At 67.7% G+C, this 24,524-nt stretch carries 22 protein-coding genes and 1 pseudogene; 6 read left to right on the top strand and 17 right to left on the bottom strand.

All coding sequences use genetic code 11. From position 1 onward, the window contains the following. Positions 1-35: 35 nt before the first annotated feature. The 8 genes and pseudogenes from ABW137_RS18200 to pheS all read right to left on the bottom strand — a co-directional run. Positions 36-515, bottom strand: a pseudogene (locus ABW137_RS18200) (arginine repressor); the annotation flags it as partial. Positions 516-528: 13 nt separating this feature from the next. Further along, a complete protein-coding gene (argF, locus tag ABW137_RS18195) occupies positions 529-1,485 on the bottom strand; it encodes an ornithine carbamoyltransferase (protein ID WP_526402471.1) in 957 nt (318 codons plus the stop codon). Continuing rightward, a complete protein-coding gene (locus ABW137_RS18190; RefSeq protein ID WP_526402469.1) occupies positions 1,482-2,675 on the bottom strand; it encodes an acetylornithine transaminase in 1,194 nt (397 codons plus the stop codon). Before ABW137_RS18190 ends, argF begins: the two co-directional genes overlap by 4 nt. Then, the gene (gene argB, locus ABW137_RS18185; RefSeq protein WP_526402467.1) at positions 2,672-3,604 is read right to left on the bottom strand and encodes an acetylglutamate kinase; all 933 of its coding nucleotides are present in this window, start codon (positions 3,602-3,604) and stop codon (positions 2,672-2,674) included. Before argB ends, ABW137_RS18190 begins: the two co-directional genes overlap by 4 nt. After that, positions 3,601-4,812, bottom strand: coding sequence for a bifunctional glutamate N-acetyltransferase/amino-acid acetyltransferase ArgJ (gene argJ, locus ABW137_RS18180; protein WP_526402465.1), 1,212 nt, complete (start codon positions 4,810-4,812; stop codon positions 3,601-3,603). The genes argB and argJ overlap by 4 nt, the downstream gene beginning before the upstream one ends. Next, positions 4,809-5,858 carry an N-acetyl-gamma-glutamyl-phosphate reductase gene (argC, locus tag ABW137_RS18175; protein WP_526402463.1) on the bottom strand — a complete coding sequence of 350 codons (1,050 nt, stop codon included), beginning with the start codon at positions 5,856-5,858 and terminating at the stop codon, positions 4,809-4,811. Before argC ends, argJ begins: the two co-directional genes overlap by 4 nt. Positions 5,859-5,898: 40 nt before the next feature. Further along, the gene (gene pheT / locus ABW137_RS18170; protein WP_526402461.1) at positions 5,899-8,397 is read right to left on the bottom strand and encodes a phenylalanine--tRNA ligase subunit beta; all 2,499 of its coding nucleotides are present in this window, start codon (positions 8,395-8,397) and stop codon (positions 5,899-5,901) included. Further along, positions 8,397-9,446 (bottom strand): phenylalanine--tRNA ligase subunit alpha, encoded by a 1,050-nt coding sequence (pheS, locus tag ABW137_RS18165; protein ID WP_526402459.1) that lies wholly within the window; start codon positions 9,444-9,446, stop codon positions 8,397-8,399. Before pheS ends, pheT begins: the two co-directional genes overlap by 1 nt. A 52-nt stretch (positions 9,447-9,498) precedes the next feature. Here pheS and ABW137_RS18160 point away from each other — a divergent pair, with 52 nt between their 5' ends. From ABW137_RS18160 to ABW137_RS18135, 6 genes are all read left to right on the top strand, one after another. Beyond that, entirely contained in the window at positions 9,499-11,079 is a 1,581-nt protein-coding gene (locus ABW137_RS18160) for an FMN-binding glutamate synthase family protein (protein WP_526402487.1), read from the top strand. A gap of 30 nt (positions 11,080-11,109) precedes the next feature. Next, entirely contained in the window at positions 11,110-11,541 is a 432-nt protein-coding gene (locus ABW137_RS18155; protein WP_526402457.1) for an SRPBCC family protein, read from the top strand. Between the two features lie 235 nt (positions 11,542-11,776). Next, positions 11,777-12,943 (top strand): ABC transporter ATP-binding protein, encoded by a 1,167-nt coding sequence (locus tag ABW137_RS18150; protein ID WP_526402485.1) that lies wholly within the window; start codon positions 11,777-11,779, stop codon positions 12,941-12,943. A gap of 85 nt (positions 12,944-13,028) precedes the next feature. Continuing rightward, the gene (locus ABW137_RS18145; protein WP_526402456.1) at positions 13,029-14,192 is read left to right on the top strand and encodes a polyamine ABC transporter substrate-binding protein; all 1,164 of its coding nucleotides are present in this window, start codon (positions 13,029-13,031) and stop codon (positions 14,190-14,192) included. A gap of 8 nt (positions 14,193-14,200) precedes the next feature. Next, on the top strand, positions 14,201-15,076 hold the full coding sequence (locus ABW137_RS18140; protein WP_526402454.1) for an ABC transporter permease: 876 nt from the start codon (positions 14,201-14,203) through the stop codon (positions 15,074-15,076). Further along, complete coding sequence (locus tag ABW137_RS18135; RefSeq protein WP_526402452.1) at positions 15,073-15,936, top strand: ABC transporter permease; 864 nt, start codon at positions 15,073-15,075, stop codon at positions 15,934-15,936. The genes ABW137_RS18140 and ABW137_RS18135 overlap by 4 nt, the downstream gene beginning before the upstream one ends. A gap of 1 nt (position 15,937) precedes the next feature. Here ABW137_RS18135 and ABW137_RS18130 read toward each other — a convergent pair whose 3' ends face one another. From ABW137_RS18130 to ABW137_RS18090, 9 genes are all read right to left on the bottom strand, one after another. Then, complete coding sequence (locus ABW137_RS18130; protein WP_526402451.1) at positions 15,938-16,285, bottom strand: hypothetical protein; 348 nt, start codon at positions 16,283-16,285, stop codon at positions 15,938-15,940. Positions 16,286-16,305: 20 nt separating this feature from the next. Beyond that, positions 16,306-17,187, bottom strand: a complete 882-nt coding sequence (locus ABW137_RS18125; protein ID WP_526402449.1) for an EamA family transporter — start codon at positions 17,185-17,187, stop codon at positions 16,306-16,308. A gap of 87 nt (positions 17,188-17,274) precedes the next feature. Next, complete coding sequence (locus ABW137_RS18120) at positions 17,275-18,084, bottom strand: acyl-CoA thioesterase domain-containing protein (protein WP_526402448.1); 810 nt, start codon at positions 18,082-18,084, stop codon at positions 17,275-17,277. 62 nt (positions 18,085-18,146) lie between these two features. Further along, a complete protein-coding gene (locus ABW137_RS18115) occupies positions 18,147-19,913 on the bottom strand; it encodes a sigma-54-dependent Fis family transcriptional regulator (protein ID WP_526402446.1) in 1,767 nt (588 codons plus the stop codon). Between the two features lie 106 nt (positions 19,914-20,019). Continuing rightward, positions 20,020-21,669 carry a chaperonin GroEL gene (gene groL, locus ABW137_RS18110; protein WP_526402444.1) on the bottom strand — a complete coding sequence of 550 codons (1,650 nt, stop codon included), beginning with the start codon at positions 21,667-21,669 and terminating at the stop codon, positions 20,020-20,022. Positions 21,670-21,710: 41 nt separating this feature from the next. Beyond that, a complete protein-coding gene (locus ABW137_RS18105) occupies positions 21,711-21,962 on the bottom strand; it encodes a hypothetical protein (RefSeq protein WP_526402442.1) in 252 nt (83 codons plus the stop codon). 64 nt (positions 21,963-22,026) lie between these two features. Next, positions 22,027-23,073, bottom strand: coding sequence for an alcohol dehydrogenase catalytic domain-containing protein (locus ABW137_RS18100; protein ID WP_526402440.1), 1,047 nt, complete (start codon positions 23,071-23,073; stop codon positions 22,027-22,029). Then, entirely contained in the window at positions 23,070-23,414 is a 345-nt protein-coding gene (mimD, locus tag ABW137_RS18095) for a propane 2-monooxygenase effector subunit MimD (protein WP_526402439.1), read from the bottom strand. The genes ABW137_RS18100 and mimD overlap by 4 nt, the downstream gene beginning before the upstream one ends. After that, positions 23,411-24,517 (bottom strand): ferritin family protein, encoded by a 1,107-nt coding sequence (locus ABW137_RS18090; protein WP_526402437.1) that lies wholly within the window; start codon positions 24,515-24,517, stop codon positions 23,411-23,413. The genes mimD and ABW137_RS18090 overlap by 4 nt, the downstream gene beginning before the upstream one ends. Positions 24,518-24,524 lie beyond the last annotated feature (7 nt).

Raw genomic sequence — 24,524 nt, 5'->3', positions numbered from 1 at the left:
CTCCTTTGGGCTGGGGGATTTTGGAAGTCTTTGGGCTACTGCAGGTGTTCGAGGGTGCTGGCGAGCTCGGCACCCGTCATGGGTTCGCGCGCCACCACCAGAATGGTGTCGTCGCCGGCGATCGTGCCGACGACGTAGGGCAGGGCCGAGCGGTCGATTGCACTGGCCAGGTAGTGGGCCGCACCGGGCGGGGTGCGGAGCACGGCGAGATTCCCGCTGGCATCGGTGGACACCAGAAGTTCGCCGAGAAGTCTCGACATCCGGTCGGTGCCGCCGGACACGCCGCGGACGGGGCTGCCATCCTCCGGCACGATGTACACCCCGGTACCGCCGTCGGCGCCGCGCAGCTTGACGGCGCCGAGTTCCTCGAGGTCCCGCGACAGGGTGGCCTGCGTGACCTCGATGCCCTCTTCGGACAGCATGGCGGCCAGCTCACTCTGGCTGCGCACGGAGTGTGACGACAGCAGCGTCACGATCCGCGCCTGCCGTCCGGCCCTCGTCGCGGTCGTCATGCGCCGCGCTCGCCGATCACGAGCGCTCCAGCAGCCATACCAACAGGGCCTTCTGCGCGTGCAGACGGTTCTCGGCCTCGTCCCACACGAAGCTCTGCGGTCCGTCGATCACGTCGTCGGTGATCTCGTGTCCGCGATGGGCCGGAAGACAGTGCAGGACAACGGCATCCGGGTCGGCCAATGCCACCAGATCGCCGTTGACCTGGAACGGACGGAAGGGGCGGACCCGATCCAGGCCGTCGTTCTCCTGTCCCATCGACGTCCAGGCGTCGGTCACGATGACGTCCGCACCCGTGGCTGCCGCCTTCGGGTCCGCGGTCACGGTGACGCTGGCCCCGGTCTCGACGGCGCGGCGTTCGGCCGCCGCGACGAATTGGCGCGCCGGGTCGAAACCCGTTGGTGCAGCGATGGTCACGTGGATTCCCGCCGTGACACCGCCCAGCATCAACGAGTGGGCCATGTTGTTCGCCCCGTCGCCGAAGTAGGACATCCGCAACCCCGCCAAGCTGCCCTTGCGCTCGACCAGCGTCTGCAGGTCGGCAAGTACCTGGCAGGGGTGAAACTCGTCGGACAACGCGTTGACGATCGGCACCGTCGAGCCCGACGCCATGGCGGCCAGGCGTTCCTGGGCGAAGGTCCGCCAGACGATCGCATCGACGTACCGGGACAGCACCCTCCCGGTGTCCTCCAACGTCTCCTCGCGGCCGAGTTGCGTGCTTCGGCCGTCCACGACGACGGCGTGGCCGCCCAGCTGAGCGATGCCCATCTCGAACGAGAAGCGCGTCCTGGTGGAGTTCTTCTCGAAGATGACCGCGACGCCGCGCGGACCCTCCAGCGGCCGCGCGCTGAACGGCGCCTTCTTGAGTTCGGCGGCCAGCGCCAGGACTTCGGCCTGCTCGCCGGGCGTGAGGTCGTCGTCGCGGAGGAAGTGGCGGCGTGTCGATCCCGCTCCGCTTCTCGCCCGGGGTGTCATGGCGTCTCCGCTGCGGTGTCGAGGACGGCGGGCAGTGCCGTCAGGAACGCGTCGATCTGCGCGTCGGTGACGACGAGTGGCGGCGCGAGCCGGATGACGTCGGGAGCGGCGGCATTGACGAGGAAGCCCGCGTCGCGTGCGGCGACCTCGACGGCCTTGCCCTTGGGCGCCGTCAGCACGATGCCGCGGAGCAGACCGCGGCCCCTGACGTGGTCGACGAGCGGATGTCCTAGCGCTTCGACGCCATGGCTGATCGTCTTGCCGAGCACGTCGGCGCGACTGATCAGGTCCTCCTCGGCGAGTGTCTTGAGGACCGCGAGTGCGGCGGCGGTGCAGACCGGGTTGCCGCCGAAGGTACTGCCGTGGAGCCCAGGGGTCAGTAGGTCGGCGGTGTCACCGATCGCCAAGCACGCGCCGATGGGCAATCCGCCGCCGAGCCCCTTGGCCAGCGTGACCACGTCGGGGGTGACACCGTCGTACTGATGGGCGAAGAACGTGCCGGTGCGCCCGACCCCCGTTTGCACCTCGTCGAGGACCAGCAGCGCACCATGCCTCGCGGTGATCTCCCGCGCCGCGACGAGGTAGCCCGCGGGCGGCGTGACGACCCCGCCCTCCCCCATGATCGGCTCGAGGAACACCGCGGCGGTCTCGTCGGTGACGGCGGCCTCCAGCGCCTCGACGTCACCGTAGGGAACGTGAGTGACGTTGCCGGGCAACGGCTCGAACGGCGCCTGCTTGGCCGGCTGCCCGGTCAGCGACAGGGAGCCCATCGTGCGTCCGTGGAAGGCGCCTTCGGCGGCAACCAGATTCGTGCGTCCCGTCAGCCGGGTGATCTTGAAGGCGACCTCGTTGGCCTCGGTTCCGGAGTTGCAGAAGAAGACCCTGGCCTTGACGTCACCGCCGAGGTGCGACACCAGCGCCTCGGCCAGTGCGATGCCCGGTTCGGTGGCGTAGAAGTTCGAGGTGTGGCCCAGCGTGTTGAGCTGAGTGGTGACCGCCTCGATCACGGCGGGGTGGCGGTGTCCGAGCACGTTGACCGCGATGCCGCCGAGCAGGTCGACGTAGGACTTGCCGTCGGCGTCGGTGACCACCGCGCCGTCCCCGCTGACCAGCGCGACTTGCGGCGTGCCGTAGTTGTCCATCATCACTGCCTGCCAACGCTCTTGCAGCTCTTGAGTATTGGATGTCACTTCACCACCCCACCCTTCCCGTCGCTTCGCTCGCCCTGGATCTTCGTTCCAGATCCTTCGTTCGTGAACAGTTCCACCAGCACGCAGTGCTCGACGCGACCGTCGATGACGTGTGCGCTGGGCACCCCACCTGCGACCGCCCGCAGGCAGGCCTCGATCTTGGGCACCATGCCCGCCTCCAAGGACGGCAGTAGGGCGGTCAGCGTGGTGACGTCGATCTCGCTGACCAGCGAGGAGCGGTCCGGCCAGTCGGTGTAGAGGCCCTCGACGTCGGTAAGCACCAGCAGCTTCTCGGCACCCAATGCCTCGGCCAGTGCGGCGGCCGCGGTGTCCGCGTTGATGTTGTGCACCACGCCCTCGGCGTCCGGCGCGATCGTGGACACCACCGGGATGCGGCCCGCGGCGATCAGATCCAGCACCGCCGCGCTGTTGACCGTCTCGACGTCGCCGACCAGGCCGATGTCGGTCAGCACACCGTCGACCGCCACACTGCGCCTCACCGCGGTGAACAGGTGCGCATCCTCGCCGGTGATCCCGACGGCATAGGGGCCGTGGGCGTTGATCAGACCGACCAACTCTCGGCCGACCTGCCCGAACAGCACCATCCGTGCCACGTCGAGGACTTCGGGTGTGGTGACCCGGAACCCGCCCTTGAAGTCACCTGCGATGCCGAGCCGTTTGAGCATGGCGCTGATCTGCGGACCGCCACCGTGGACGACGATTGGGTGAATCCCGCAGTTGCGCAGGAACACCATGTCCGCGGCGAACGCCGCCTTGAGGGCGTCGTCGGTCATCGCGTTGCCGCCGTACTTGACGACGACGATCTTTCCGTGCAGCTGCTTGAGCCACGGCAGCGCCTCGGCCAGCACCGCACCCTTGGTGTGCGAGACGGTCGAATGCCCTTCGCGCGAGCGCTCACCGGCACTCACGACGAGTAGGCCGAGTTCTCTTCGACGTAGGCGTGGGACAGATCGGTGGTGCGGACGGTGGCCTCGCCGGATCCGACGCCGAGATCCACGGCGATGCTGATGTCGGCGCCCGCCAGATCCACGTCACGGGCACCTGGCGCACCGGTTCCGTCGACGCACACGGGAAAGCCGTTGAACGACACGCCGATCCGGTCGGGCGCCATGTCGACCGGCGCCATCCCGACCGCAGCAAGTACCCGGCCCCAGTTGGCGTCGGAGCCGAAGATCGCGGTCTTCACCAGGCTGTCGCGGGCGATGACACGGGCGGCGACCAGGGCGTCGTCCTCGCTGGCCGCGCCGGTCACGGTGACCGCGACGCGCTTGGTGACGCCCTCCGCGTCGGCCTGCAACTGCGCGCACAAGTCGTCGCAGACGGCCAGCACGGCCGCATCGAGGTCGTCCTGGGAGGGGGCGATCTCGCTGGCACCCGATGCCAGCAGCAGCACGGTGTCGTTGGTCGAGCAGCTGCCGTCGATGTCGAGCCGGTCGAAGGTGCGTGCGGCGGCGTTGCGCAGCGCGCGGTCCAGGGCGTCGGCGTCGGCGACGGCGTCCGTCGTGATGACGCACAGCATGGTGGCCAGCGAGGGCGCCATCATTCCTGCGCCCTTGGCCATGCCTCCGACGGTCCAGCTGCCCGAGTGGTGCAGCGCAACCTGTTTCGGCACGGTGTCGGTGGTCATGATGGCCTGGGCCGCCTCCGCGCCTCCGGTGAGGCCACCCGCCATCTCGTGCACGACGTCCCTGACGCCGGCGAGCACCTTGTCCATCGGCAGTCGATCGCCGATCAATCCCGTTGAGCAGACCGCGACTTCGATGGCCCCGGTCTCGGTGCCCCAGTCCGACAGTGCGCTGGCGACGGCCTCGGCGGTGGCGTGCGTGTCCTGGAAGCCGAGCGCACCGGTGCATGCGTTGGCACCACCGGAGTTCAGGATCACGGCGCGCAGCCGCCTGGTGGTCATGACCTGCTGCGTCCACAGCACCGGCGCGGCCTTGACCTTGTTGCGGGTGAACACTGCGGCGGCGCCGTAGTCGGGGCCCTCGTTGAACACCAGCGCGAGGTCGGGCTTGCCGGAGGCCTTGATGCCCGCCGGGATGCCCGTGGCGCGGAATCCCGAGGGTGCCGTCACGCCCTGCGAGCGGACGAGTGCGTGCGTCTGCGTCTGTGTCACGGTGCCACACCCACGATCGAAAGTCCTTCCGTCTCCGGCCAGCCCAGCGCCAGGTTCATTGATTGCACGGCCGCCCCGCCCGTGCCCTTGACCAGGTTGTCGATGGCGCACAGCGCCACCAACACCCCTGCGTCGGCGTCGACGGCGACGGCGACCTGAGCTGCGTTGCTCCCGATCACCGAGCCCGTCGCGGGCAGGCGGCCCTCGGGGAGGAGGTGAACGAATGGTTCACCGCCATAAGCCTTTTCGTATGCCGCACGCACCTCGGACAGCGACGCACCGGTGCGTGCCGTGCAGGTCGCCAGGATGCCCCTGGCCGTCGGGATCAGCACGGGCGTGAACGACACCGTGACGTCCTTGTCGGTGACCTTGCGCAGCCCCTGGGCGATCTCGGGCGTATGGCGGTGGGCGCCACCGACGTTGTACGCGCGGGCCGATCCGATCACCTCGGAGGCCAGGAGGTCGACCTTGGCGGCGCGACCGGCACCGGAGGTCCCGCTGACGGCGACGACGGTGACGGCGGGTTCGACGAGGTCCTCGGCGACGGCGGGCAGCAGCGCGAGCAGGGCGGCCGTCGGGTAGCAGCCCGGCACGGCGATGCGCTTCGTGTTCTTCAGTGCCTCGCGGCCGCCGGCGAGTTCGGGCAGCCCGTACGGCCAACTGCCCGCATGGGCGGACCCGTAGAAGCGTTCCCATGCCGTGGCGTCGGTCAGCCGGAAGTCGGCGCCGCAGTCGACGATCAGGGTGTCGGCGCCGAGCTGGTCGGCCAGCGCCGCGGAGTGGCCATGCGGGAGGCCGAGGAATACCACGTCATGGCCGGCGAGCACGGCCGCATCGGTGGGCTCGAGCACGCGATCGGCGAGCGGCAGCAGATGCGGATGGTGTTCGGTGAGGCTGGTCCCCGCGCTGGAGGCCGCGGTCAACGCTCCGATGGTCAGCCGGCCGTCGGCGTACGCCGGGTGGCCGAGCAGGAGCCGCAGAATCTCGCCGCCGGCATACCCGCTGGCACCGGCAACCGCCACTGAAACCATGCAGCGATTCTGCATTGTTATGCAGTCAGGTGCAAATTCATTATCTAGCTCGCGGTCAGCGGCGTTGTTGGGCGCCGACACGCGCGGTCGCGACCGCCACGGCGGCGTCCCGAGCCGCGCTGGCCTCGTCCTCGGTCAACGTCCGGTCGGCGGCACGGAACCGCAGCGCGAGGGCCAGCGATTTGCGCCCCTCGCCGAGCTGCGGACCCACGTAGACGTCGAACAGGCTGACGGCTTCGAGCAGCTCGCCCGCGCCGTCGCGGACCGCGTCGACGACGTCCTGCGCGGCGACGTCGTCGGCGACGATCAGGCTGACGTCCTGGAACACGGCCGGGAACGGCGAGACCGCGGGCGCAGGCAGCGGCTCGGTGACGGGAACGGCGCTGAGGTCGAGCTCCACGGCACACACGCCCTTCGGCAGCCCGGTCCGCTCGATCACCGCGGGGTGCAGCTGGCCCGCGTGGCCGACGACCGCGCCGTCGAGCACGATCTCCGCGCACCGGCCAGGGTGCCATGGCAACCTCTGCGCGGCGCGGAACTCGAAGTCGACGTGGCACGCGCGGCCGATGATGCGCACGGCCTCGAACGCGTCCGTGGCGTCGACGGCACGACCGGGCCCCCACGGACCCGCGGGTTCCCGCAAGCCGGTCAGGACGACACCGACGTGGAGCGGTTGCCACGGCAGCGCGTCGTCGATGGCTGCGATCTCGGCGTCGGTGGGGCGCCGGTCGACGGGAATGGGATCCAGGGTCTTGGTTTGCGGGGTCGCAATGACCACCTGCTCGATGCCGAACAGGGCGTCATCGGGCGCACCGCGGGAGACGTTGCGCACCAACGCCTCCAGAAGGCCGGGCAGCAACGTCGTGGCCAGGTGTGGCCGGTCGGCCTCCAGCGGGTTGAGCACCGTCATGGTCGCCCGGCGTGGATCGTCTGCGGGCAGCCCCCAGGCGTCAAGGATTCCGGCGGGCAGGAACGGCGTCGGAAGGATCTCGACGAAGCCGTTGAGCGCCAACGACTTCCCGATCGCACGGCGCCGCTTCTGGGCTGGCGAGAGGCCCCGTCCCGCCGGAGCGGTCGGCAGCACCGACGGCACCTTGTCGAGACCCTCGAGCCGGAGCACCTCCTCGACGAGGTCGGCGGGCTGCTTGAGGTCGGTGCGCCAGCTCGGCGGGGTGACGGTGACGTACCCGTCCGAAACCTCCGCGACGCCGCCGATCTGAGTGAGTCGACGCACCGTGGCACCGGCCGGGTATTCGACTCCTGCCACGCGGTCCGGCAGGTCCTCCGGCATGCCGACCGGCGGGGGCGACCAGTCATCGCGCGGCGGGTCGCCACGCCAGTCGGTCAGCTTCGGCTCGACGGTACCGCCCGCGATGTCGGCCAAGAGGGTGGCGCAACGGTCGAGGGCGGCAACGGAGATCGCCGGATCGACGGTCCGCTCGTAGCGGCGGCCCGCCTCGCTGACGAGGCGTAGTCGGCGCTGCGTGCGCGACGTCGCCGCGGGGTCCCACACCGCCGCCTCGAGCAGGACGTTCGTGGTGCTGTCGCGAACCTCGGTGGTACCTGCGCCCATCACGCCGCCGATGGCCGCGGTGGCGACGTCGTCGACGATCAGGACGTCGCCCGAATCGAGGGTGCGCTTGACGTCGTCGAGGGTCACGACCGTCTCCCCCTGCGTCGCAAACCGCACGTCGAAGGCACCGGTGATGAGGCTGCTGTCGTGGGCGTGCAGCGGGTGGCCGAGTTCGAGCATCACGTAGTTGGTGACGTCGACGGCGGGCGAGATCGCGCGAATCCCGCTGAGCATCAATCGGCGTCGCAGCCACCACGGTGAGACGGCATCGGGGTCGATGCCCGTGACGGGGCGCAGACCGAAGCGTTGGACGCCGGTGCCGGGTTGGACGGTCAGCGGCCACGCCTCGCCCGTCACGGGAAGCGGCTCGACGTCGGCGGGGTCGACGAAGTCCAGGTCGTACGCGCAGGCGATCTCTCTTGCCATGCCGCGCACGGACAGGCAGTAGCCGCGGTCCGGTGTGATGGCGAGATCGAACACGACGTCGTCGAGCCCGACGACGTCGGCGGCCGGATCGCCGGGCTCGGCAGTGCCCGGGGGAAGGACGACGATCCCGGAGTGATCGCTGCCGAGGTTGAGCTCGGACGCCGAGCAGATCATCCCGTCCGAGACGTGGCCGTAGGTCTTGCGGGTGGCGATCTCGAAGTCACCGGGTAACACGGTGCCGGGCAGCGCCACGATGACGAGGTCACCGACGCTGAAATTCGTTGCCCCGCATACGATGTCACGAGGCTGACCGTCGACGTTGCGCGAGCCGACGTCGACCTTGCAGGCCCGGATCGGTTTCTTGAACTCGGTGAGCTCCTCGATCTCGACGACTCGACCGATGGTCAACGGTCCCGTCACGGGCCCGACGGGGACGACGTCCTCGACCTCGTGGCCGACGCTGATGAGCGCCCGCTCGAGCTCGGCGGGCGAGACGTCCCATCCTGGGGCGCCGGCCTGCACGACCTCGCGCAGCCAGCTGTAGGGAAGGCGCATCAGGCCTCGACCCCGAATGGCAGGGAGAACCGCACGTCGCCCTCCACCATGTCGCGCATGTCGGGAATCCCGTTGCGGAACTGGAGGGTTCGCTCCAACCCCATGCCGAAGGCGAAGCCGGAATACGCTGAAGGGTCGATCCCACAAGCCCGCAGGACGTTCGGGTTCACCATGCCGCAGCCACCCCACTCCACCCAGCCCGCCCCGCCCCTCTTGTTCTCGAACCAGACGTCGACCTCGGCCGACGGCTCGGTGAACGGGAAGAAGTGCGGCCGCAACCGGGTACGGCCCTGGGGCCCGAACTCGGCGCGGGCGAAGGCATCCAGCGTGCCGCGCAGATTGGCCATCGTCAGGCCGCGGTCCACCGCCAGGCCCTCCACCTGGTGGAAGACGGGCGTATGGGTGGCGTCGAGCTCGTCGGTGCGGAATGTCCGGCCGATCGACACGATGTAAACCGGCAACTCCCGTTCCAGCAGCGCCCGGATCTGCACCGGCGAGGTGTGGGTCCGGAGGACCTGCCTCGATCCGTCCGGCGCCACCTGGAAGGTGTCCTGCTCGCTGCGCGCGGGGTGATCGGGCGGAAAGTTCAGTGCGTCGAAGTTGAACTGCTCGGTCTCGACCTCGGGTCCCTCGGCCAGTTCCCAACCCATCGCGACGAAGACGTCGGCGACGTGGTCGGCCAGGATCGTGATGGGGTGGCGGGCGCCGATCGGCTGGCGGGTCGAGGGAAGTGTGACGTCGATCCGCTCGGCGACCAGGGCTGCGGCATCGCGCTCGGCGCGCAGCACCTCGATGCGGGCGTCGAACGCGGCTTGGGCCTCGGCACGGACGACGTTCACGCGGCGACCGGCGTCGGCGCGCTCGGTCTTGGGCAACGAGCCAAGCGCCTGGCGCGCCAGTGCGATCGGTGAGCGGTCGCCGAGGTGCTCGGTCTTGGCGCGGGCCAACGCGTCCAGGTCGGCGGCATCGTCGAAGGCCTGCCGGGCCGCGGCGACGGCCGACGTCAGGGCTTCCTGCGACAGTCCCGACGGCTCCGGCTGATCAACCACCCGGCGATCATAGCCACGGGCCGGTTGTGACTCGCGATACCCTCACGCCGTGATCACACGGCCCGTGATCGTCGCAGGTGTCTGGCTCGCCGCCGTGCTCAGCGTGGCGGCGGCCGTCAACGTGTCCTGGTGGTGGGCGCTGCCCGCCGGCGTCCTTGTCGGGCTCGCGGCGCTGGGCACCTGGGATCTGATGCAGACGCGGCACACGATCCTGCGGGTGTATCCCATCCTCGGTCACGTCCGGTTCCTGATGGAGTTCATCCGGCCCGAGATCAGGCAGTACTTCGTCGAGTCGAACACCGAGGCGACCCCCTTCGACCGCGAGACGCGGGATCTGGTCTACGAGAGGGCCAAGGGCACCAAGGGTGACGAGCCGTTCGGCACCGAACGCGACGTCAACGCCATCGGCTACGAGTTCCTGCGGCACTCCATCCGGGCGCACTTCGCCGAGACCCTGGATCCGAGGGTGCGCCTCGGCGGCCCCGATTGCGCGCAGCCCTACGACATCGCGATGCTCAACGTATCGGCGATGAGCTTCGGCGCGCTGTCCGCGAACGCGATCGAGGCGCTGAATGCGGGCGCGGCGCGGGGCGGTTTCGCCCACGACACCGGGGAAGGCGGTATCAGTCCCCATCACCTACGCGCCGGTGGCGACCTGATCTGGGAGATCGGGTCCGGCTACTTCGGCTGCCGCGACGCCGACGGCCGCTTCGATCCGGTCGCGTTCGGGGAGAAGGCGACGCTGCCGTCGGTGAAGGCGATCTCGATCAAGCTGTCACAGGGCGCCAAGCCCGGGCTCGGCGGCGTGCTGCCAGGTCCGAAGGTGAGCGCCGAGATCGCCGCCACCCGCGGCGTGCCGATCGGCAGGACCGTGGTGTCTCCGCCCGCGCACAGCGCCTTCGACACACCGACGGAATTCGTGGAGTTCATCGCAACGCTGCGACGCCTGTCGGGAGGCAAGCCCGTCGGCTTCAAGCTGTGCATCGGAGCCAGAACCGAGTTCCTCTCGATCTGCAAGGCGATCGTGGCCACCGGCATCGCCCCGGACTTCGTCATCGTCGACGGCGGCGAGGGCGGCACGGGCGCGGCGCCGCAGGAGTTCGAGGATCACGTCGGGATGCCGCTGACCGAGGGGCTGATGCTGGTCCACAACAGCCTGGTCGGCACCGGGTTGCGCGACCGCATCCGCATCGGCGCGTCGGGCAAGGTGGCCAGCGGCGTGGACATCGTCAGCCGGGTGTGCCAGGGCGCGGACTTCCTGATGGCGGCGCGGGCCATGATGTTCGCGGTCGGCTGCATTCAGGCGTTGAAGTGCAACACGAACCACTGCCCTACCGGCGTCGCGACGCAGGATCCCGCGCGAGCGCGGGCACTCGACGTGCCCGACAAGACCATTCGGGTGTTCAACTATCAGCGCGCGACGGTGGCCAGCGCCGCGCAGATCGTCGCGTCGATGGGGCTGGACGGCTTCCACGAACTGTCCCCGGCGATGTTGAACCGCCGTATCGAGGGCCAACGCACCAAGACCTACGCCGAGATCTACGACTGGTTGATGCCCGGCGAGCTGCTCGAGGATCCGCCCGAGGCATGGCGCTCGGACTGGATAGAGGCCTCCGCGAGCGAATTCACGTGAGGCTGGTGTCCGGGCGCTAGCGTTGACCGCGTGGTCGAACTTCACGTGGAACGGACGATCGCAGCACCTCCGGAGCGCGTCTTCGAGTGGCTGGCCAACCCTGCGAGCCTGACGGCGGTCCCGCTCGTAATCAGGGCCGGCTGGGTGAAGGGAACCTCGGCGCCCGCCGCGGGCGCGGTGCGCGAGGTGACGGGGATCGGCATCTGGTTCCGGGAGGAGATCACGGCGTACGACGCGCCGCGCAGCTACTCGTACCTGATCCTCAAGTCGTTCCCGGTGTTCCGCCACGACGGTGGCACCCTGACGTTCACGCCCAAGGGCGACGGCACCCACGTCGACTGGGACTCGAGCTACACCCACCCCGCCCTCGCGGGCGGACGAGCCATGGAGGCGATCAGCGCACGCCTGCTCAGGTGGTCCTTCAACCAGATCCTCGCCGGCTGCGCCAAGCGCCTGGGCTAGCCCCAGGCGCGCACGGCGGAATCGGCACCTTGGCAACCTTCCGAGCAAAGGATTCCATTGTAGAAATGTAAATTTCGTGCGGAATCGCTTGCGAAGGTGGTCCACATCGGCGATGGTTTATCGACAGCGCACGCGCAGCAATGGGCGATGTACGCCTCCGGGGGGAGCCGCTGCACGTGCCCAGCACGAGGAGATCGTCCTGACCGGCACCGACACCACGGCCGTCCATCCCAAGATGGCGAAGAACGCAGGCTCCAGCGACCCCGGGCGCCCCGTCATCGAGATCGACCACGTCACGAAGCGGTTCGACGACTACGTCGCGGTGGCGGATGCGGACTTCTCGATCGCGTCGGGCGAGTTCTTCTCGATGCTCGGCCCTTCGGGCTGCGGCAAGACCACCACTTTGCGCATGATCGCCGGCTTCGAGACGCCCACCGAGGGAGCGATCCGCCTCGAAGGCGTCGACGTGTCGACGGTGTCGCCCCACAAGCGCAACGTCAACACGGTCTTCCAGCACTACGCGCTGTTCCCCCACATGACCGTCTGGGACAACGTCGCGTACGGGCCGCGCAGCAAGAAGGTCGACAAGTCCGAGCTCAAGCGGCGCGTCGACGAGATGCTCGAGATCGTCCGCCTCGGCGACTTCGCCAAGCGAAGGCCAGCGCAGCTCTCCGGCGGTCAGCAACAGCGCGTCGCCCTGGCTCGGGCACTGGTCAACTACCCAAGCGCCCTGCTGCTCGACGAGCCGCTCGGCGCGCTGGACCTGAAACTCCGGCACGCCATGCAGTTCGAGCTCAAGCGCATCCAGCGCGAGGTCGGGATCACGTTCGTCTACGTGACCCACGACCAGGAGGAAGCGCTCACGATGAGTGACCGCATCGCCGTCATGAATGCAGGCACCGTCGAGCAGATCGGCAGCCCAACCGAGATCTACGACCGGCCCGCGACGGTGTTCGTCGCCAACTTCATCGGCCAGGCCAATCTCTGGCCGGGTCGCCTGTCCGGAATGGACGGTGCGCTCGCTCAGCTATCGGTGCTCGGCACCACGCTGCGGGCACGCCCTGGCGACACCACGATCGAGCAGGGCGGCCACGCCACCCTGATGGTGCGCCCAGAACGCATTCGCGTGTCCATGGAGGCACCGGCGGGCGACCTCGCGACGGTCACCGCCACCGTTACCGACCTCGTGTTCCAGGGCCCGGTCGTGCGGCTGTCGATGGATGCCCCCGACGGCTCGCCGATCGTGGCCCACGTCGGCCCCGAGCAGAACCTGCCGCTGCTGCGCCCCGGCGACCAGGTGCACGCCGCCTGGGCACCCGAGGCCTCTCTCGTGTTGCCCGCGGCCGACATTCCGACCACCGAGGACCTCGAGGAGATGTTCGACGCTCCCCCAGAGCCCTGACGGTTCCCCGCGCACTCTGGATCAGCTCGTCTCCGACAGGCCCTCCCCCAAGCACCTCCCCGAAGCACCACGAAAGGCACTTTCCATGGCGAACGAGATCGACCCCCGACTGATGTCCCGGCTCGCGTCCTCGCGCACCTCGCGACGCAGGTTCCTGGGTGGTGGCGCGGCCGCGGCGGCGGCCTTCGCGCTGGGCCCGTCGTTCCTGGCGGCGTGCAGTTCGGGCGGCGGCGGCGGGGGCGGCGAGGTCTCCTCCGCACTGCGGATCTCCAACTGGCCTGCCTACATGGCACCCGGATTCGTCGACGAATTCCAGAAGTCCTCGAGCCTCACCGTGGACTACAAGGAGGACTTCAACGACAACGAGCAGTGGTTCGCGAAGGTCAAGGAACCGCTGCAGCGCAAGCAGGACATCGGCTGTGATCTCGCCGTCCCGACGACGTTCATGGCCAGTCGCCTGCAGCAGCTGGGTTGGCTCAACGAGCTCAACAAGTCCAACATCCCCAACATCGACAACCTGCGCCCCGACCTGCTCGAGGCCAGTGTGGATCCGGGGCGGAAGTTCAGCGCGCCGTACATGTCGGGGTTCGTCGGGCTCGGCTACAACAAGGCCGCGACCGGCAGGCCGATCACCAAGATCGAGGATCTGTGGGATCCAGCCTTCAAGGGCCGGGTCAGCCTGTTCTCCGACCAGCAGGACGCGCTCGGCATGATCATGATGTCGCAGGGAAATTCGATCGAGCAGCCCACCAACGAGACGGTGCAGAAGGCGGTCGACCTCGTCAGGGAACAGAACGACAAGGGTCAGATCCGCAAGTTCACCGGCAACGACTACATCGAGGACCTCGCCTCGGGCAATCTCGTGATCGCCCAGGCCTATTCGGGTGACATCGTCCAGCTCAAGGCCGACAACCCGGACATGGAGTTCATCCTCCCCGAGTCCGGTGGAACGACGTTCGTCGACACCATGGTCATCCCGCAGACCAGTCAGCATCAGGACTGGGCAGAGACCTGGATCAACTACCTGTACGACCGTGCCAATTACGCGAAGTTGGTGGCCTTCGTGCAGTACATCCCCGTGCTGTCGGACATGACCGACGAACTCGCCAAGGTGGATCCCGACGCTGCCAACAACCCCCTCATCAACCCGCCCGCGGAAATGATCGCCAATGCGAAGGGCTGGCCGGGCCTCACCGACAAGCAGACCCAGGACTTCAACACCGCATACGCGGCCGTCACCGGCGGCTGAGGTCGGCGATGGCTGGAGTAGCCAGTAGCAGTCGACAGCGGAGCAAGATCGCGCCGTATCTGATGGTGCTGCCCGCGCTGGCGTACCTCGCGGTGTTCTTCGTGGTGCCGTTCTGGTCGCTGCTGCGCACGTCGCTGTCGTCGCAGGGCGGGTCGGTATTCGTTCCGACACTGTCGTTTTCGTGGGAGTTCGGCAACTACGCGCATGCCTTCTCGGTGTATCAGGACCAGATCGTGAGGTCCTTCGTCTACGCGCTCATCGCCACGGTGCTGTGCATCCTGCTGTCGTACCCGCTCGCGTACTTCATCGCGTTCAAGGCGGGTCGCTACAAGAATCTGATCCTTGGGCTGGTCCTGCTCCCGTTCTTCGTGACGTTCCTCATCCGCACCCTGGCGTGGAAGACCATCCTCGCCGACGACGGCTGGGTGGTGAGCGTGCTCGGAAACATCGGGTTGCTGCCCAGCGAGGGCCGGTTGCTGTCGACGAGTTGGGCGGTGGTTGGGGGCCTGACCTACAACTGGATCATCTTCATGATCCTGCCGCTGTACGTCAGCCTTGAGAAGATCGACCCGCGACTGCTCGAGGCGTCCCGCGACCTCTATTCGTCGAATGCCAGGTCCTTCGGGAAGGTGGTCCTGCCGCTGTCGATGCCGGGCGTCCTGGCCGGCAGCCTCCTGGTGTTCATCCCTGCCGCAGGCGATTTCATCAACGCCGACTACCTGGGCAGCCCGCAGACCACGATGATAGGCAACGTCATCCAGAAACAGTTCCTGGTGGTCAAGGACTACCCGGCGGCCGCCGCACTGAGCTTCGTGCTGATGGCGTTGATCCTCGTCGGCGTGCTGCTCTACACGAAGGCACTCGGCACGGAGGATCTGGTATGACGGTTCCCGGCACGTCTCAGGCCGTCGAGGTCACCGACCGCGGCGCATCGACACCACCCCGCGCCAGGCGTCGCTTCAACCTCGGCGACGTCACGCTGCGCGTCGTCGCCGGGCTGGTGATGCTGTACTTGTTCCTGCCGATCTTCGTCATCATCCTGTTCTCGTTCAACGACCCGGCAGGCAAGTTCAACTACACCTGGCGGGGTTTCACGCTCGAGAACTGGCTGGACCCGTTCAAGTATCCGGCCCTTGCCGAGGCGCTGAAATTGAGTATCAACATCGCCGTCGTCTCGACGCTGATCGCCCTGGTGCTCGGCACGTTGGTGGCCATTGCGCTTGTCCGGCAACGCTTTCGAGGCAGCAAGGCCGTCGACACGTTCCTGGTCCTGCCGCTGACGGCGCCAGAAGTGGTGATGGGCGCCTCGCTGCTGGTGCTGTTCCTCGACTTTGGTTGGGCAACCGGCTACACGACGATCCTGATCGCCCACATCGCCTTCGAGATCAGCTTCATCGCGATGACCGTGCGGGCCAGGGTGCGCGGCTTCGACTGGACGTTGGAGGACGCGTCCATGGACCTTGGCTCCAGCCCCACCAGGACCTTCTTCAAGGTCACCCTGCCGCTGATCGTGCCGGGCATCGTCGCCGCCGCGATGCTGTCGTTCGCGCTGTCACTGGACGACTTCATCGTCACGTACTTCGTCAGCGGGTCGACGGTCACGTACCCGCTCTACGTGAACGCATCGGTCAAGGCGGCGGTGCCGCCGCAGATCAACGTCCTCGCCACCGCGATCCTGGTCGGCAGCCTGCTGCTGGTCGGTCTCGGAACCCTCTACCGCCGCAAGCGAATCGACGGCAAGTAGCTCATCGATCGAGTCGGACGGTGACCGCCACGCGGCCGCGATCGTCGCGGTTGGCGACGGCGTGGCCGGTCCGGTCGCGGCCGTCGAACCCGACGAGCGTGATCGGTCCGCCGTCGCCGAGGAAGTTGCGCCACCACTGCTTGGCGTCGGGCATGGCGACCGAGATGACGATCGAATCACCGGAGCGCCGATACCCGACCGGGATCTCGAAGGTCTTGCCCGACCGTCGCCCGACGTAGCGGACCGTGACGAGCCCGCGCCGCACCAATCCGCCGATCACGGGGACGTCCATCAACGTCACGGCCAGCGTGTTGAACGCCTTGACGAACGTGTTGTCGGAGAGTGCCATTCCGCCAAGCGTAGCGAAACTCAGGTGACGTCGACGAGGACCGGCGGTCTGGCCCCGCTGCGCGCAGCACCGATTCCGGCGGCGACGACGAGGCAGATGCCAGCCACGCCGGTCATTCCCGGGGCCTGTGCGAGCACCAGGAAGCCGACCAGCATGGCGAACGCGGGCTCCAGGCTCATCAGCGTGCCGAACGACGCCGCCGTCAGCCTGCGGAGGGCCAGCAGCTCCAACGTGAAGGGGATCACCGGCAATAGGATCGCAAGACCGATTCCGAACAGCAGGATCTCGGGTGTGATGCGCGGAATCACCGACGACCCGACGACGAGGGTGGAGAACACCCCCGCCACGCCCATCGATACGGCCAGCCCGTTGATGCCCTCCACGCCGTCGCCAACCCGCTGGGTCAACAGGATGTAGCAGCCCCAGCAGATCGCGGCGGTCAGGGCGTAGGCGACGCCGATCAGGTCGATGGCCCCCGCCCAGGGCTGCGTGAGCAACACCACCCCGGCCGCGGCGAAGCCCGGCCAGACGAACCGATTCCGGCCCCTGCCCCTGATGACCGCGACGCCCAGCGGGCCGAGGAACTCCAGGGCGCTAGCGGTGCCGAGGGGGATCCTGGACACCGCGGCCATGAACAGCAGGGTGATGGCTGCGGTCACGATGCCGAGGACGACGCAGGTCAAGAAGGTGGTCCTGGTGAACACCGAAGGGCGCGGACGGACGATGATCGGCAACAGCACGCCGGCCCACGCCAGCCTCAGCCAGGCGGCTCCCTCAGCGCCGATCTGATCGATCAGTCCGATGGACAGGGCGAGCCCGACCTGAACGCACAGCATCGAGCCCATCGCCATCGAAGTGCCGCTGCGCGCCGAGTTCGTGGTCGCCACCGCTTCGAAGGCCATGACGACATTGAAGGCCACCACGACTGTTCACGTCCACGTGATTTATCCGGACATACCGTTCACGAAAGCCGAACGATTGAACGGGGATCAACGAAGCCCGGGCCGATGGTCGTTGCTGGTGAAGTCGATGTGCGCCGCCGGGTTGCCGACCGCGGTGACCATGCCCGAGCCGAATGGGCCGTCCTCGTCGAACAACGTGGACGTGCCGACCGAGATGCCATCGGCGGCCCAGTGCGAGTCGGCCTGTACCCCGATCCAGTCGCCGCGCGGCAACCGCACCAGACCGACGGTGAGGTCGCCGTTGATGTAGCCGATGCCCGCACTGCCCAGATTGGTCACCAGGCTGGTGTGCTCGGCGGTCATCGCGGCGCTCGCGAACGGTGGATTCTTCCGCCCCTCGACGACGTCGATGGGCTGGCTCAGGAACCGCTTGCGTGACGCGTTTTGATGATCGGCGATGGAATCCGACCACTCCCCCTGGTCGCTGCCCATGTAGGTGTACCGGGCGGGGTCGAGTGACGGCGGAGTGAAACTCGGCGCGGTGGACCATTCCTCGCCCAGCGGAGGCGACGACCGCCGGTACTGAACCACCGTGGCCCGTACGACGGCGACACCGTCCTGGACGATCTCGCACTCCGCGTTGCGCACCCGCCTGCCGTCCCTGATCAGCCGGGTCGAGACCACGGTCGGCACCCCTCGTGCCCGCCGGAACAGATCGACGGTGAGCCGCGCGGGTAGGAAGTCGTCATCGCCGTACCGGTCGTCGAGCACCGTCGCCGCCAATCCGGCCAGGGCGGGACCATTGAGATGATCAGCGCCCCAACTGCTTTGCGCATTCGCCGTCGGCTGGAAGGTGTCCTCGGCGGTTTGCGTGAAGTGTGCTGGGCGAACGGTCATCCCCGCATCGTCGCACAACGTCGGCTGGGATTCGGCGGAGGGCGTCCGCCGGGAGAGCGGCGTCACACGTCGATGCCGAACTCCTTGATCTTGCGGTAGATGGTGGCGCGGGAGATGCCAAGTGCCGCGGCGGCATCGACCTTGCTGCCGCCGTTGTCCTCGAGGCTGCGCACGATCGCGTCGCGTTCGAGCGCCTCGATCTGGGTCAGCATGTGCCTGCTGAGAGCGCGGACGGTGGGCGGCAGTTGGTCCACCTCGACGACCCCCGAGCGCTGCCTTCCGACCACGTCGCGGAGCACCTCGCGCAGTTCCTCGACGTTGCCGGGCCAGCTGTACTTGCAGAGCTGACGCATGGCCGCCGACGATAGACGCACGTCCGATCCTCGGCTCAACTTACGGAGCAGCAGCGGAACGAGCTCGTGCAGATCCTCGATTCGATGCCGCAGCGCAGGCACGGGCACGGTCTGGCCGATGAACGTCAGAACCGATGTGCCGGAATCGGAATCGGCATCCGCCCCGCCAATCGTCACACCGATCCAGCCGCTCTCCTCACGCCCCTGGCACAGCTCGGCGATTGCGACCTGCTGAGCTTCGTCGAGCAGGTCGACGTCTCGAATGATGATGCTGAAGTCGTCGTCGTCGAGCTGTGCCGCGAAGGCCTCCATGGCGTGCGCGCCGTCGTTGAAGTCGGCAGGGGTCAACACCCGGGTTGGCCGCCGAATGTGCAGCGCCGCAGCGGCTTTGAGCACGGCATAGCGTCCTGAGCCGGGCTCCCCCGATACCGCGACCCACTGCCGCTCGTCGGCGTAACGCGAGATGACCGCGCAACTGCGCCGCCACGATGAGCTGGCCCCGGCGATGCCGGGCAGCTGGTCGACGCCACGCCGCGCGTGCGTCACGGGCGGCGCCTGCGTGTCAAGGAGGTGCACGTAGCAGACCGCCATGTGAATCGGCTGCTGGTCGGGGAAGTCGTCGGTGCACGAGATTCGGGCACTCCTGCCGCTGGGCAGCGGAGCCAGCAGATGCCGCCCGTTGGCCAGCTGACCGAAGTCGGCGGCATGCTCCAACAGCGCCGCCTGGTCCTGCACGTCCAGCGCCCACCGCAGTCTGCGGTTCATCAGCACCACGTCATCGCCCATCGCGAGGACCTTGGACTGCGGCGATCGACGGCACGCGCGCAGGTAGGCGTTCAACAGCGCCGTCTCCTTGGCGCTGGCGCGCGCCAGCAGGCGGCCCTCGATCTGGTCGGACGCCGACTTCGCCAACGTCGCCAACAGCGGTCCCCCGTCATCGACCCAGCCCGTGAGGTCGAGCGCGCCGACGAGCGCGCCCGACACCGGATGGATGATGGGCACGCCCGCACAGGCGAGTTCGCCGAGGCACTCGGCGTAGTGTTCGGCGCCGCGCACCAGCGTGGGTTGGCGAGTCTCAAGCGTGGTGCCGATGCCGTTGGTTCCCGCGAACTCCTCCGAGTAGCTGTAGCCGGGCGCCAGATGCACGTCGTCGAGCATCTGGTTGAGCCGGTTGTCTGCGGAGATGCGCCGGAGCACCACGCCGTCGGCCGACGTGAGCACGACGCTGATCGGCTCGTCGATCAACCCCTCGGCCAGCTGCCGCAGCACCGGATCCGCGGCGTCCACCAGGGGGCTGTCCAGGTTGGGTTCGCGGACGAAGGGTAGTTCCAGCCGGTCGGCGGGGACGTTGAGCGCCCGGGAACGGCGCCAGGACACGGAGATGCTCTCCCGCACGGCCTGGTCCAGGTCGTGGTCGGTCAGAAAACGTTCACGGGCACGCCGGGCGTGCCTCGTACCGAGGGGCTGCTCGATCATCGAAGCGCCAGGCTACTCCGATCGAGTGTGACGCCGGTCTCAATTTGAGACGAGCGGGCCCCGCACCCCCGGCAGCGGAGGTGACAACGACAGAGGTCACCAGGTGTCAGTAGATGTTGGATGGGCGGACCATTCCCTCGGCGAGATCTCCGAATCCGGGCGCCATGATCGCGCCGGGCTGGCCGAACACCTCCTCCACGACCGCGGTCTCGGTGGTGATCAGCAGAGCCGCGATCGACGCCGCGCTCTCCAACGCCGCCCGCGTCACCTTGAACGGGTCGATGATGCCTTCGTCGAACATGTCACCGTACTCACCGCTCAGCGCGTTGAAGCCGTGGCCGAGCGGCAGGTCGGCCACGACGTCGACCACGTCGTCGCCCTCGAACCCGGCATTGATCGCGATCCATCGCAGCGGCTCGGCGAGCGCACGCCGCACCACGTCGCGGCCGATCGCCTCGTCGCCGACGAGTTCCAAGGTGTCGAGCGCGCGGTGTGCCTGGGCAAGCGCCGTGCCACCACCGGAGACGATGCCCGCCTCCAGTGCCGCCCGCGTCGCCGCGAGCGCGTCCTCGACGCGAAGCATGCGTTCCTTGAGCTCCACGCTGGTGGCCCCGCCCACACGGATCACCGCCACGCGACCGGTGAGCCGGGCGATGCGCAGATCGAGGCTGTCCTGGTCGGCGTCGAGCTTCGCCCTCTCCCGCTGCGCCTCGAGCTGGGCGACCCGTGCGTCGACGCGGTGCTGCTCCCCGTGATTGCCGACGATGGTGGTGTCGTTCTCCGTCGCGGTGAGGCGATCACACGACCCGAGGTGCGCCAGGGTGATCTCCGACAACTCGATCCCGGTGTCCTTCGCGATGACGTGGCCGCCAAGAGCCACCGCGAGGTCCTCGAGCTCGGCCACCCGCCGATGACCGAAACCGGGGGCCCGCACCACCACGGACTGCATGGTCTTGTGCATGTTGCCGCCGACCAGCAGTTGAAGCGCGGGACCGTCCACGTCCTCGGCGATCACCAGCAGCGGGCGGTCCGCACGCTTGGCGACCTCGATGGTCGGCATGATCTCCTGGACCTGGCTGATCTTCTTGTTGGTCAACAGGATCAGCGGATTGTCGAGCACCGCCTCCATGCGTTCGTGGTCGGTGACCATGTAGCCGGAGATGTAGCCATGGTCGAATTCGATGCCGTCGACCACGTCGACCCCCATGCCGAGGGTGTCGCTCTCCTCGGTGGTGACGACGCCGGACTTGCCGACGTGCTCGACCGCCTGCGCGATGACGTCGCCGATCGCCTCGTCGTCACTCGCCGCGAGGGCGGCGATGCGGCGGAGGTCGCTGGTGCCGCTGACCTGAACACTGTGCGCGCGAAGGGATTCCACGACGACAGGCACGGTGCGCTCGATACCGCGACGCACCCGCATGGGGTTGGCGCCTGCGTCGACGGCCCGCAGGCCCTCACGGACCATCGCCTGGGCGAGCACGGTCGCCGTCGTGGTGCCGTCACCGACCACGCCGTTGGTCTTCATCGCGACTTCCTTGACGAGCTGGGCGCCCATGTTCGCGAACGGATCCCGGAGCTGAATCTCCCTGGCGATCGTGACGCCGTCGTTGGTGATCGTCGGCGGACCGGTCAGCTTCTCCAGAACGGCGTTGCGCCCCTTCGGGCCCAACGTCACCTTGACCGCATCCGCGAGCGCGTTCACGCCTTGTTCCAGACGTGCTCTTGCGTCGGAGTTGAACCGCAATTCCTTTGCCATCGTGATGACTTCCTTGTCAGTGGGCTGGTGGGTGAAGCGGGTTAGGAGACGAGAACGGAACCGAGCACCGCGGAGACGGGCATGGAGTTGCCCGCGTCGTCGACGAGCACTCGACTGTTCGGGCACATGCTCAGGCCCATCGTGAACCGCAGCCGCATCAGCGCAGTCCGTCGGTCCCCTGCCGGTAGGTCGCGCAGCGCGAGCGCCTGAATCTGGGCGACTTCCATGGGGTTCCGTTGCAGCAACTCGGCAACCGCGCGCTCCACGGCCACCGCGTAGGCGGTCTGATGCATCAAGCTCTCCATTCGGTCCAGATCCGTTGTGATTCGGCAGGTCCCATCGATTGGCGTGATTCCGTCACCGTGAGATGACGACCTTGAGGGCGTCATGGGTATCGGCGTGCGCGAACACGTCGTACGCGTCCAACATCTGGTCGAGACCAAACGAATGGGTCCCGAACTCTGCGGCGTCGATCTTCCCGTGGGCGACCAGATCAAGAAGGGTGGCGATGGTGGTGCCGTTGACCAGTCCGGTCGTCACGGTGAGGTTCTTGATCCACAGATCCTCGAGGTGGAGTTCGACCGACTTGCCGTGGACACCGACGTTCGCGACGTGCCCACCAGGGCGGACCACCCTGGTGCACAGATCGAAGGTCGCCGGGATGCCGACGGCTTCTATCGCCACGTGCGCACCCAGACCGTCGGTGAGTTCCATGACCCGCTCAAGCACGTCTTGTCGCTCACTGTTGATCGTCTCGTCGGCGCCGAATCCCGTTGACCGCTTGAGTCTCGACTCCGAGATGTCCACGGCGATCACCATGGCGGCACCGTGAAGACCGGCGGTTCGGATCGAGGACAGACCCACCGGGCCTGCGCCGACGACCACCACCGTGTCCCCTGGCTTGACCCGAGCGCTCTGGACGCCGATCTCGAATCCGGTCGGAAGGATGTCGGCCAGGAAGATGGCCTGCTCGTCGGGCACCGTCGACGGAAGCACGTGCACGCTGGTCTCGGCGTACGGCACCCGCACGTATTCGGCCTGCGTGCCGTCGATCAGGTGCCCGAAGATCCATCCGATGCCACCGACTGACGCACAGTGCGACGGCATCGCGGCCTTGCACGGTGCGCATTTGCCGCAGGAGGTGATGGCGGGCACCAGCACACGATCACCGACGGCCAGCGACGTTACCGCCGGACCGATTTCGGTGATCGTACCGATCGCCTCGTGCCCGAGCACCCGCCCCGGTGTCACCGCGGGCACATCCCCCTTCAGGATGTGCAGGTCGGTCCCACAGATCGTTGTGGTGTCCACCCGGACGACGACGTCGGTGGGGTCGACCACCTGCGGATCGGGCACGTCCGTCCACGCCATCGAACCTGGGCCACCGAAGACGAGCGCCTTCACGACCGCGCCGTGAGGTCGAACCCGATGTACTCGGCCGCGTCCTCGGGGCTGGCGAACAGAATCGTCTTGTCGTCGAGGTGCACCATGCGGCCGTAGTGCGTGGAGCTGATCTCCTCGAAGATCGAGCCGTCGAACTCCTGGCCGAGCGCCTCGGTGAGTTCGTCGTAGTCGAAGTCGAGCAACCGCACGCCGTCGACACGGATCATCGACGGGTACTCGGTGAGCTCGACGCCCTCCTTCGCCCCCATCACGTCGGCTACGACGCGTCCGATGGGGGTGTTCATCAGGGTGACGCCACACATGTTGGAGAACGCGGTGGCCGATCCGAATTGCATGGTCATTTGTCGAGCTCCTCGGGGATGTCGAGATCGATGTCGGTGAGCAGGGCCGAGAACTTCGACTCCGCGGCGTCCAGGCTGGTAGCGAACGTGACGGCCCTGTCGGCAGGCGTGGACCAGATCGGTTGCAGGGCGCGGGCTGCGGCCAGGCAGCGCGGTACCCAGATCGACAGCCACTCACCGAACAAGGCCTTGTTCGCGGCACCGTACTCGGGATCACGGGTCAGCAACCGGAACAGGTTGCGGGTGTAGTTGAGGTCCCGGTCGTAGTCGTTCTCGCCGGTGCCGACGATGGTCGGGGTGATGTAGTCACCGTTGCGGGCGGCGATCTGCATGACCAGCTCGCTGCGAAACAGAGAGCCAACGAGCTGCTCGAACACGATGTTGGTGGCGAACAACAATTGGCACCAATCCCCCACTGCCGTCAGTTGTTCGACGACCTCGCGGGTGGGCTGCCATTCCGGGTCCTCCTGCCACACGGCGCGGTGCACGCTGCCGTCGAAGGCCTCCGTCGCCTCGGACATGTCGAGGTTGAAGAGCGCAAGATCCTGGGCGAAGCGCATCTTGTGCGCGGCGTTGACGGCGACCGCGGTGTTGATCATGTTGGTGGGGCCGGATCGCTGGATCGACGCGAACACGTGCAGCGCCAAACCGTTCTCGGCGTGCATCCACGCTCCGAGGTTGCGTTGCAGGAACGTCAACCACGCCGAGTTCCAGCCGTCGTACACACGGGCCCGCTTGGCATTCTTCAGGCACAGCTCGACCTGCCGCACGACCGCCGAATTATTGCGGTAGATGGTCTGGTTCCATTCCTCATTGGGGTCGAGGAAGGCATGCCAGTTCGACGATTTCGCGCTCGTCCACTCGTGCGGGTAGCCACCTGGTCCATCACCGAAGCCGTAGAGCCAGCCCTGCGACAGGTGTCGCTCGGGGTCGGGCTGCACGTCGACCGTTACGTCCTCGTACATCGTCGCGCGCATCTTGGCCGGCTTGAAGTAGGAGTAGCTGCGGCTCTTGGAGCTGGGGAACTCGAGCGCACCGGCTTCTGAGTCGGTGAACTCGATCTTTGGGAAACTGCGTTCCTTTGGCTTTTCGGGGGCTGACATCGGTGAT

It is taken from the genome of Mycobacterium sp. (assembly GCF_040509115.1).
Classification (GTDB): Bacteria; Actinomycetota; Actinomycetes; order Mycobacteriales; family Mycobacteriaceae; genus Mycobacterium.
Note: the sequence above shows the minus strand (reverse complement) of the source record. Positions and strands in the feature narration are given on the sequence as shown.

Excerpts from the sequence above, each read along its gene's own strand:
- ABW137_RS18150 (WP_526402485.1), top strand. The coding sequence starts at position 11,777 with ATGGCGAAGAACGCAGGCTCCAGCGACCCCGGGCGCCCCGTCATCGAG.
- ABW137_RS18140 (WP_526402454.1), top strand. The coding sequence starts at position 14,201 with ATGGCTGGAGTAGCCAGTAGCAGTCGACAGCGGAGCAAGATCGCGCCG.
- ABW137_RS18135 (WP_526402452.1), top strand. The coding sequence starts at position 15,073 with ATGACGGTTCCCGGCACGTCTCAGGCCGTCGAGGTCACCGACCGCGGC.
- ABW137_RS18090 (WP_526402437.1), bottom strand. The coding sequence starts at position 24,517 with ATGTCAGCCCCCGAAAAGCCAAAGGAACGCAGTTTCCCAAAGATCGAG.
- argF (WP_526402471.1), bottom strand. The coding sequence starts at position 1,485 with ATGACACCCCGGGCGAGAAGCGGAGCGGGATCGACACGCCGCCACTTC.
- ABW137_RS18130 (WP_526402451.1), bottom strand. The coding sequence starts at position 16,285 with ATGGCACTCTCCGACAACACGTTCGTCAAGGCGTTCAACACGCTGGCC.
- ABW137_RS18125 (WP_526402449.1), bottom strand. The coding sequence starts at position 17,187 with ATGGCCTTCGAAGCGGTGGCGACCACGAACTCGGCGCGCAGCGGCACT.
- ABW137_RS18120 (WP_526402448.1), bottom strand. The coding sequence starts at position 18,084 with ATGACCGTTCGCCCAGCACACTTCACGCAAACCGCCGAGGACACCTTC.
- ABW137_RS18145 (WP_526402456.1), top strand. The coding sequence starts at position 13,029 with ATGGCGAACGAGATCGACCCCCGACTGATGTCCCGGCTCGCGTCCTCG.
- pheT (WP_526402461.1), bottom strand. The coding sequence starts at position 8,397 with ATGCGCCTTCCCTACAGCTGGCTGCGCGAGGTCGTGCAGGCCGGCGCC.
- ABW137_RS18105 (WP_526402442.1), bottom strand. The coding sequence starts at position 21,962 with ATGCATCAGACCGCCTACGCGGTGGCCGTGGAGCGCGCGGTTGCCGAG.
- groL (WP_526402444.1), bottom strand. The coding sequence starts at position 21,669 with ATGGCAAAGGAATTGCGGTTCAACTCCGACGCAAGAGCACGTCTGGAA.
- mimD (WP_526402439.1), bottom strand. The coding sequence starts at position 23,414 with ATGACCATGCAATTCGGATCGGCCACCGCGTTCTCCAACATGTGTGGC.
- ABW137_RS18115 (WP_526402446.1), bottom strand. The coding sequence starts at position 19,913 with ATGATCGAGCAGCCCCTCGGTACGAGGCACGCCCGGCGTGCCCGTGAA.
- argC (WP_526402463.1), bottom strand. The coding sequence starts at position 5,858 with ATGCAGAATCGCTGCATGGTTTCAGTGGCGGTTGCCGGTGCCAGCGGG.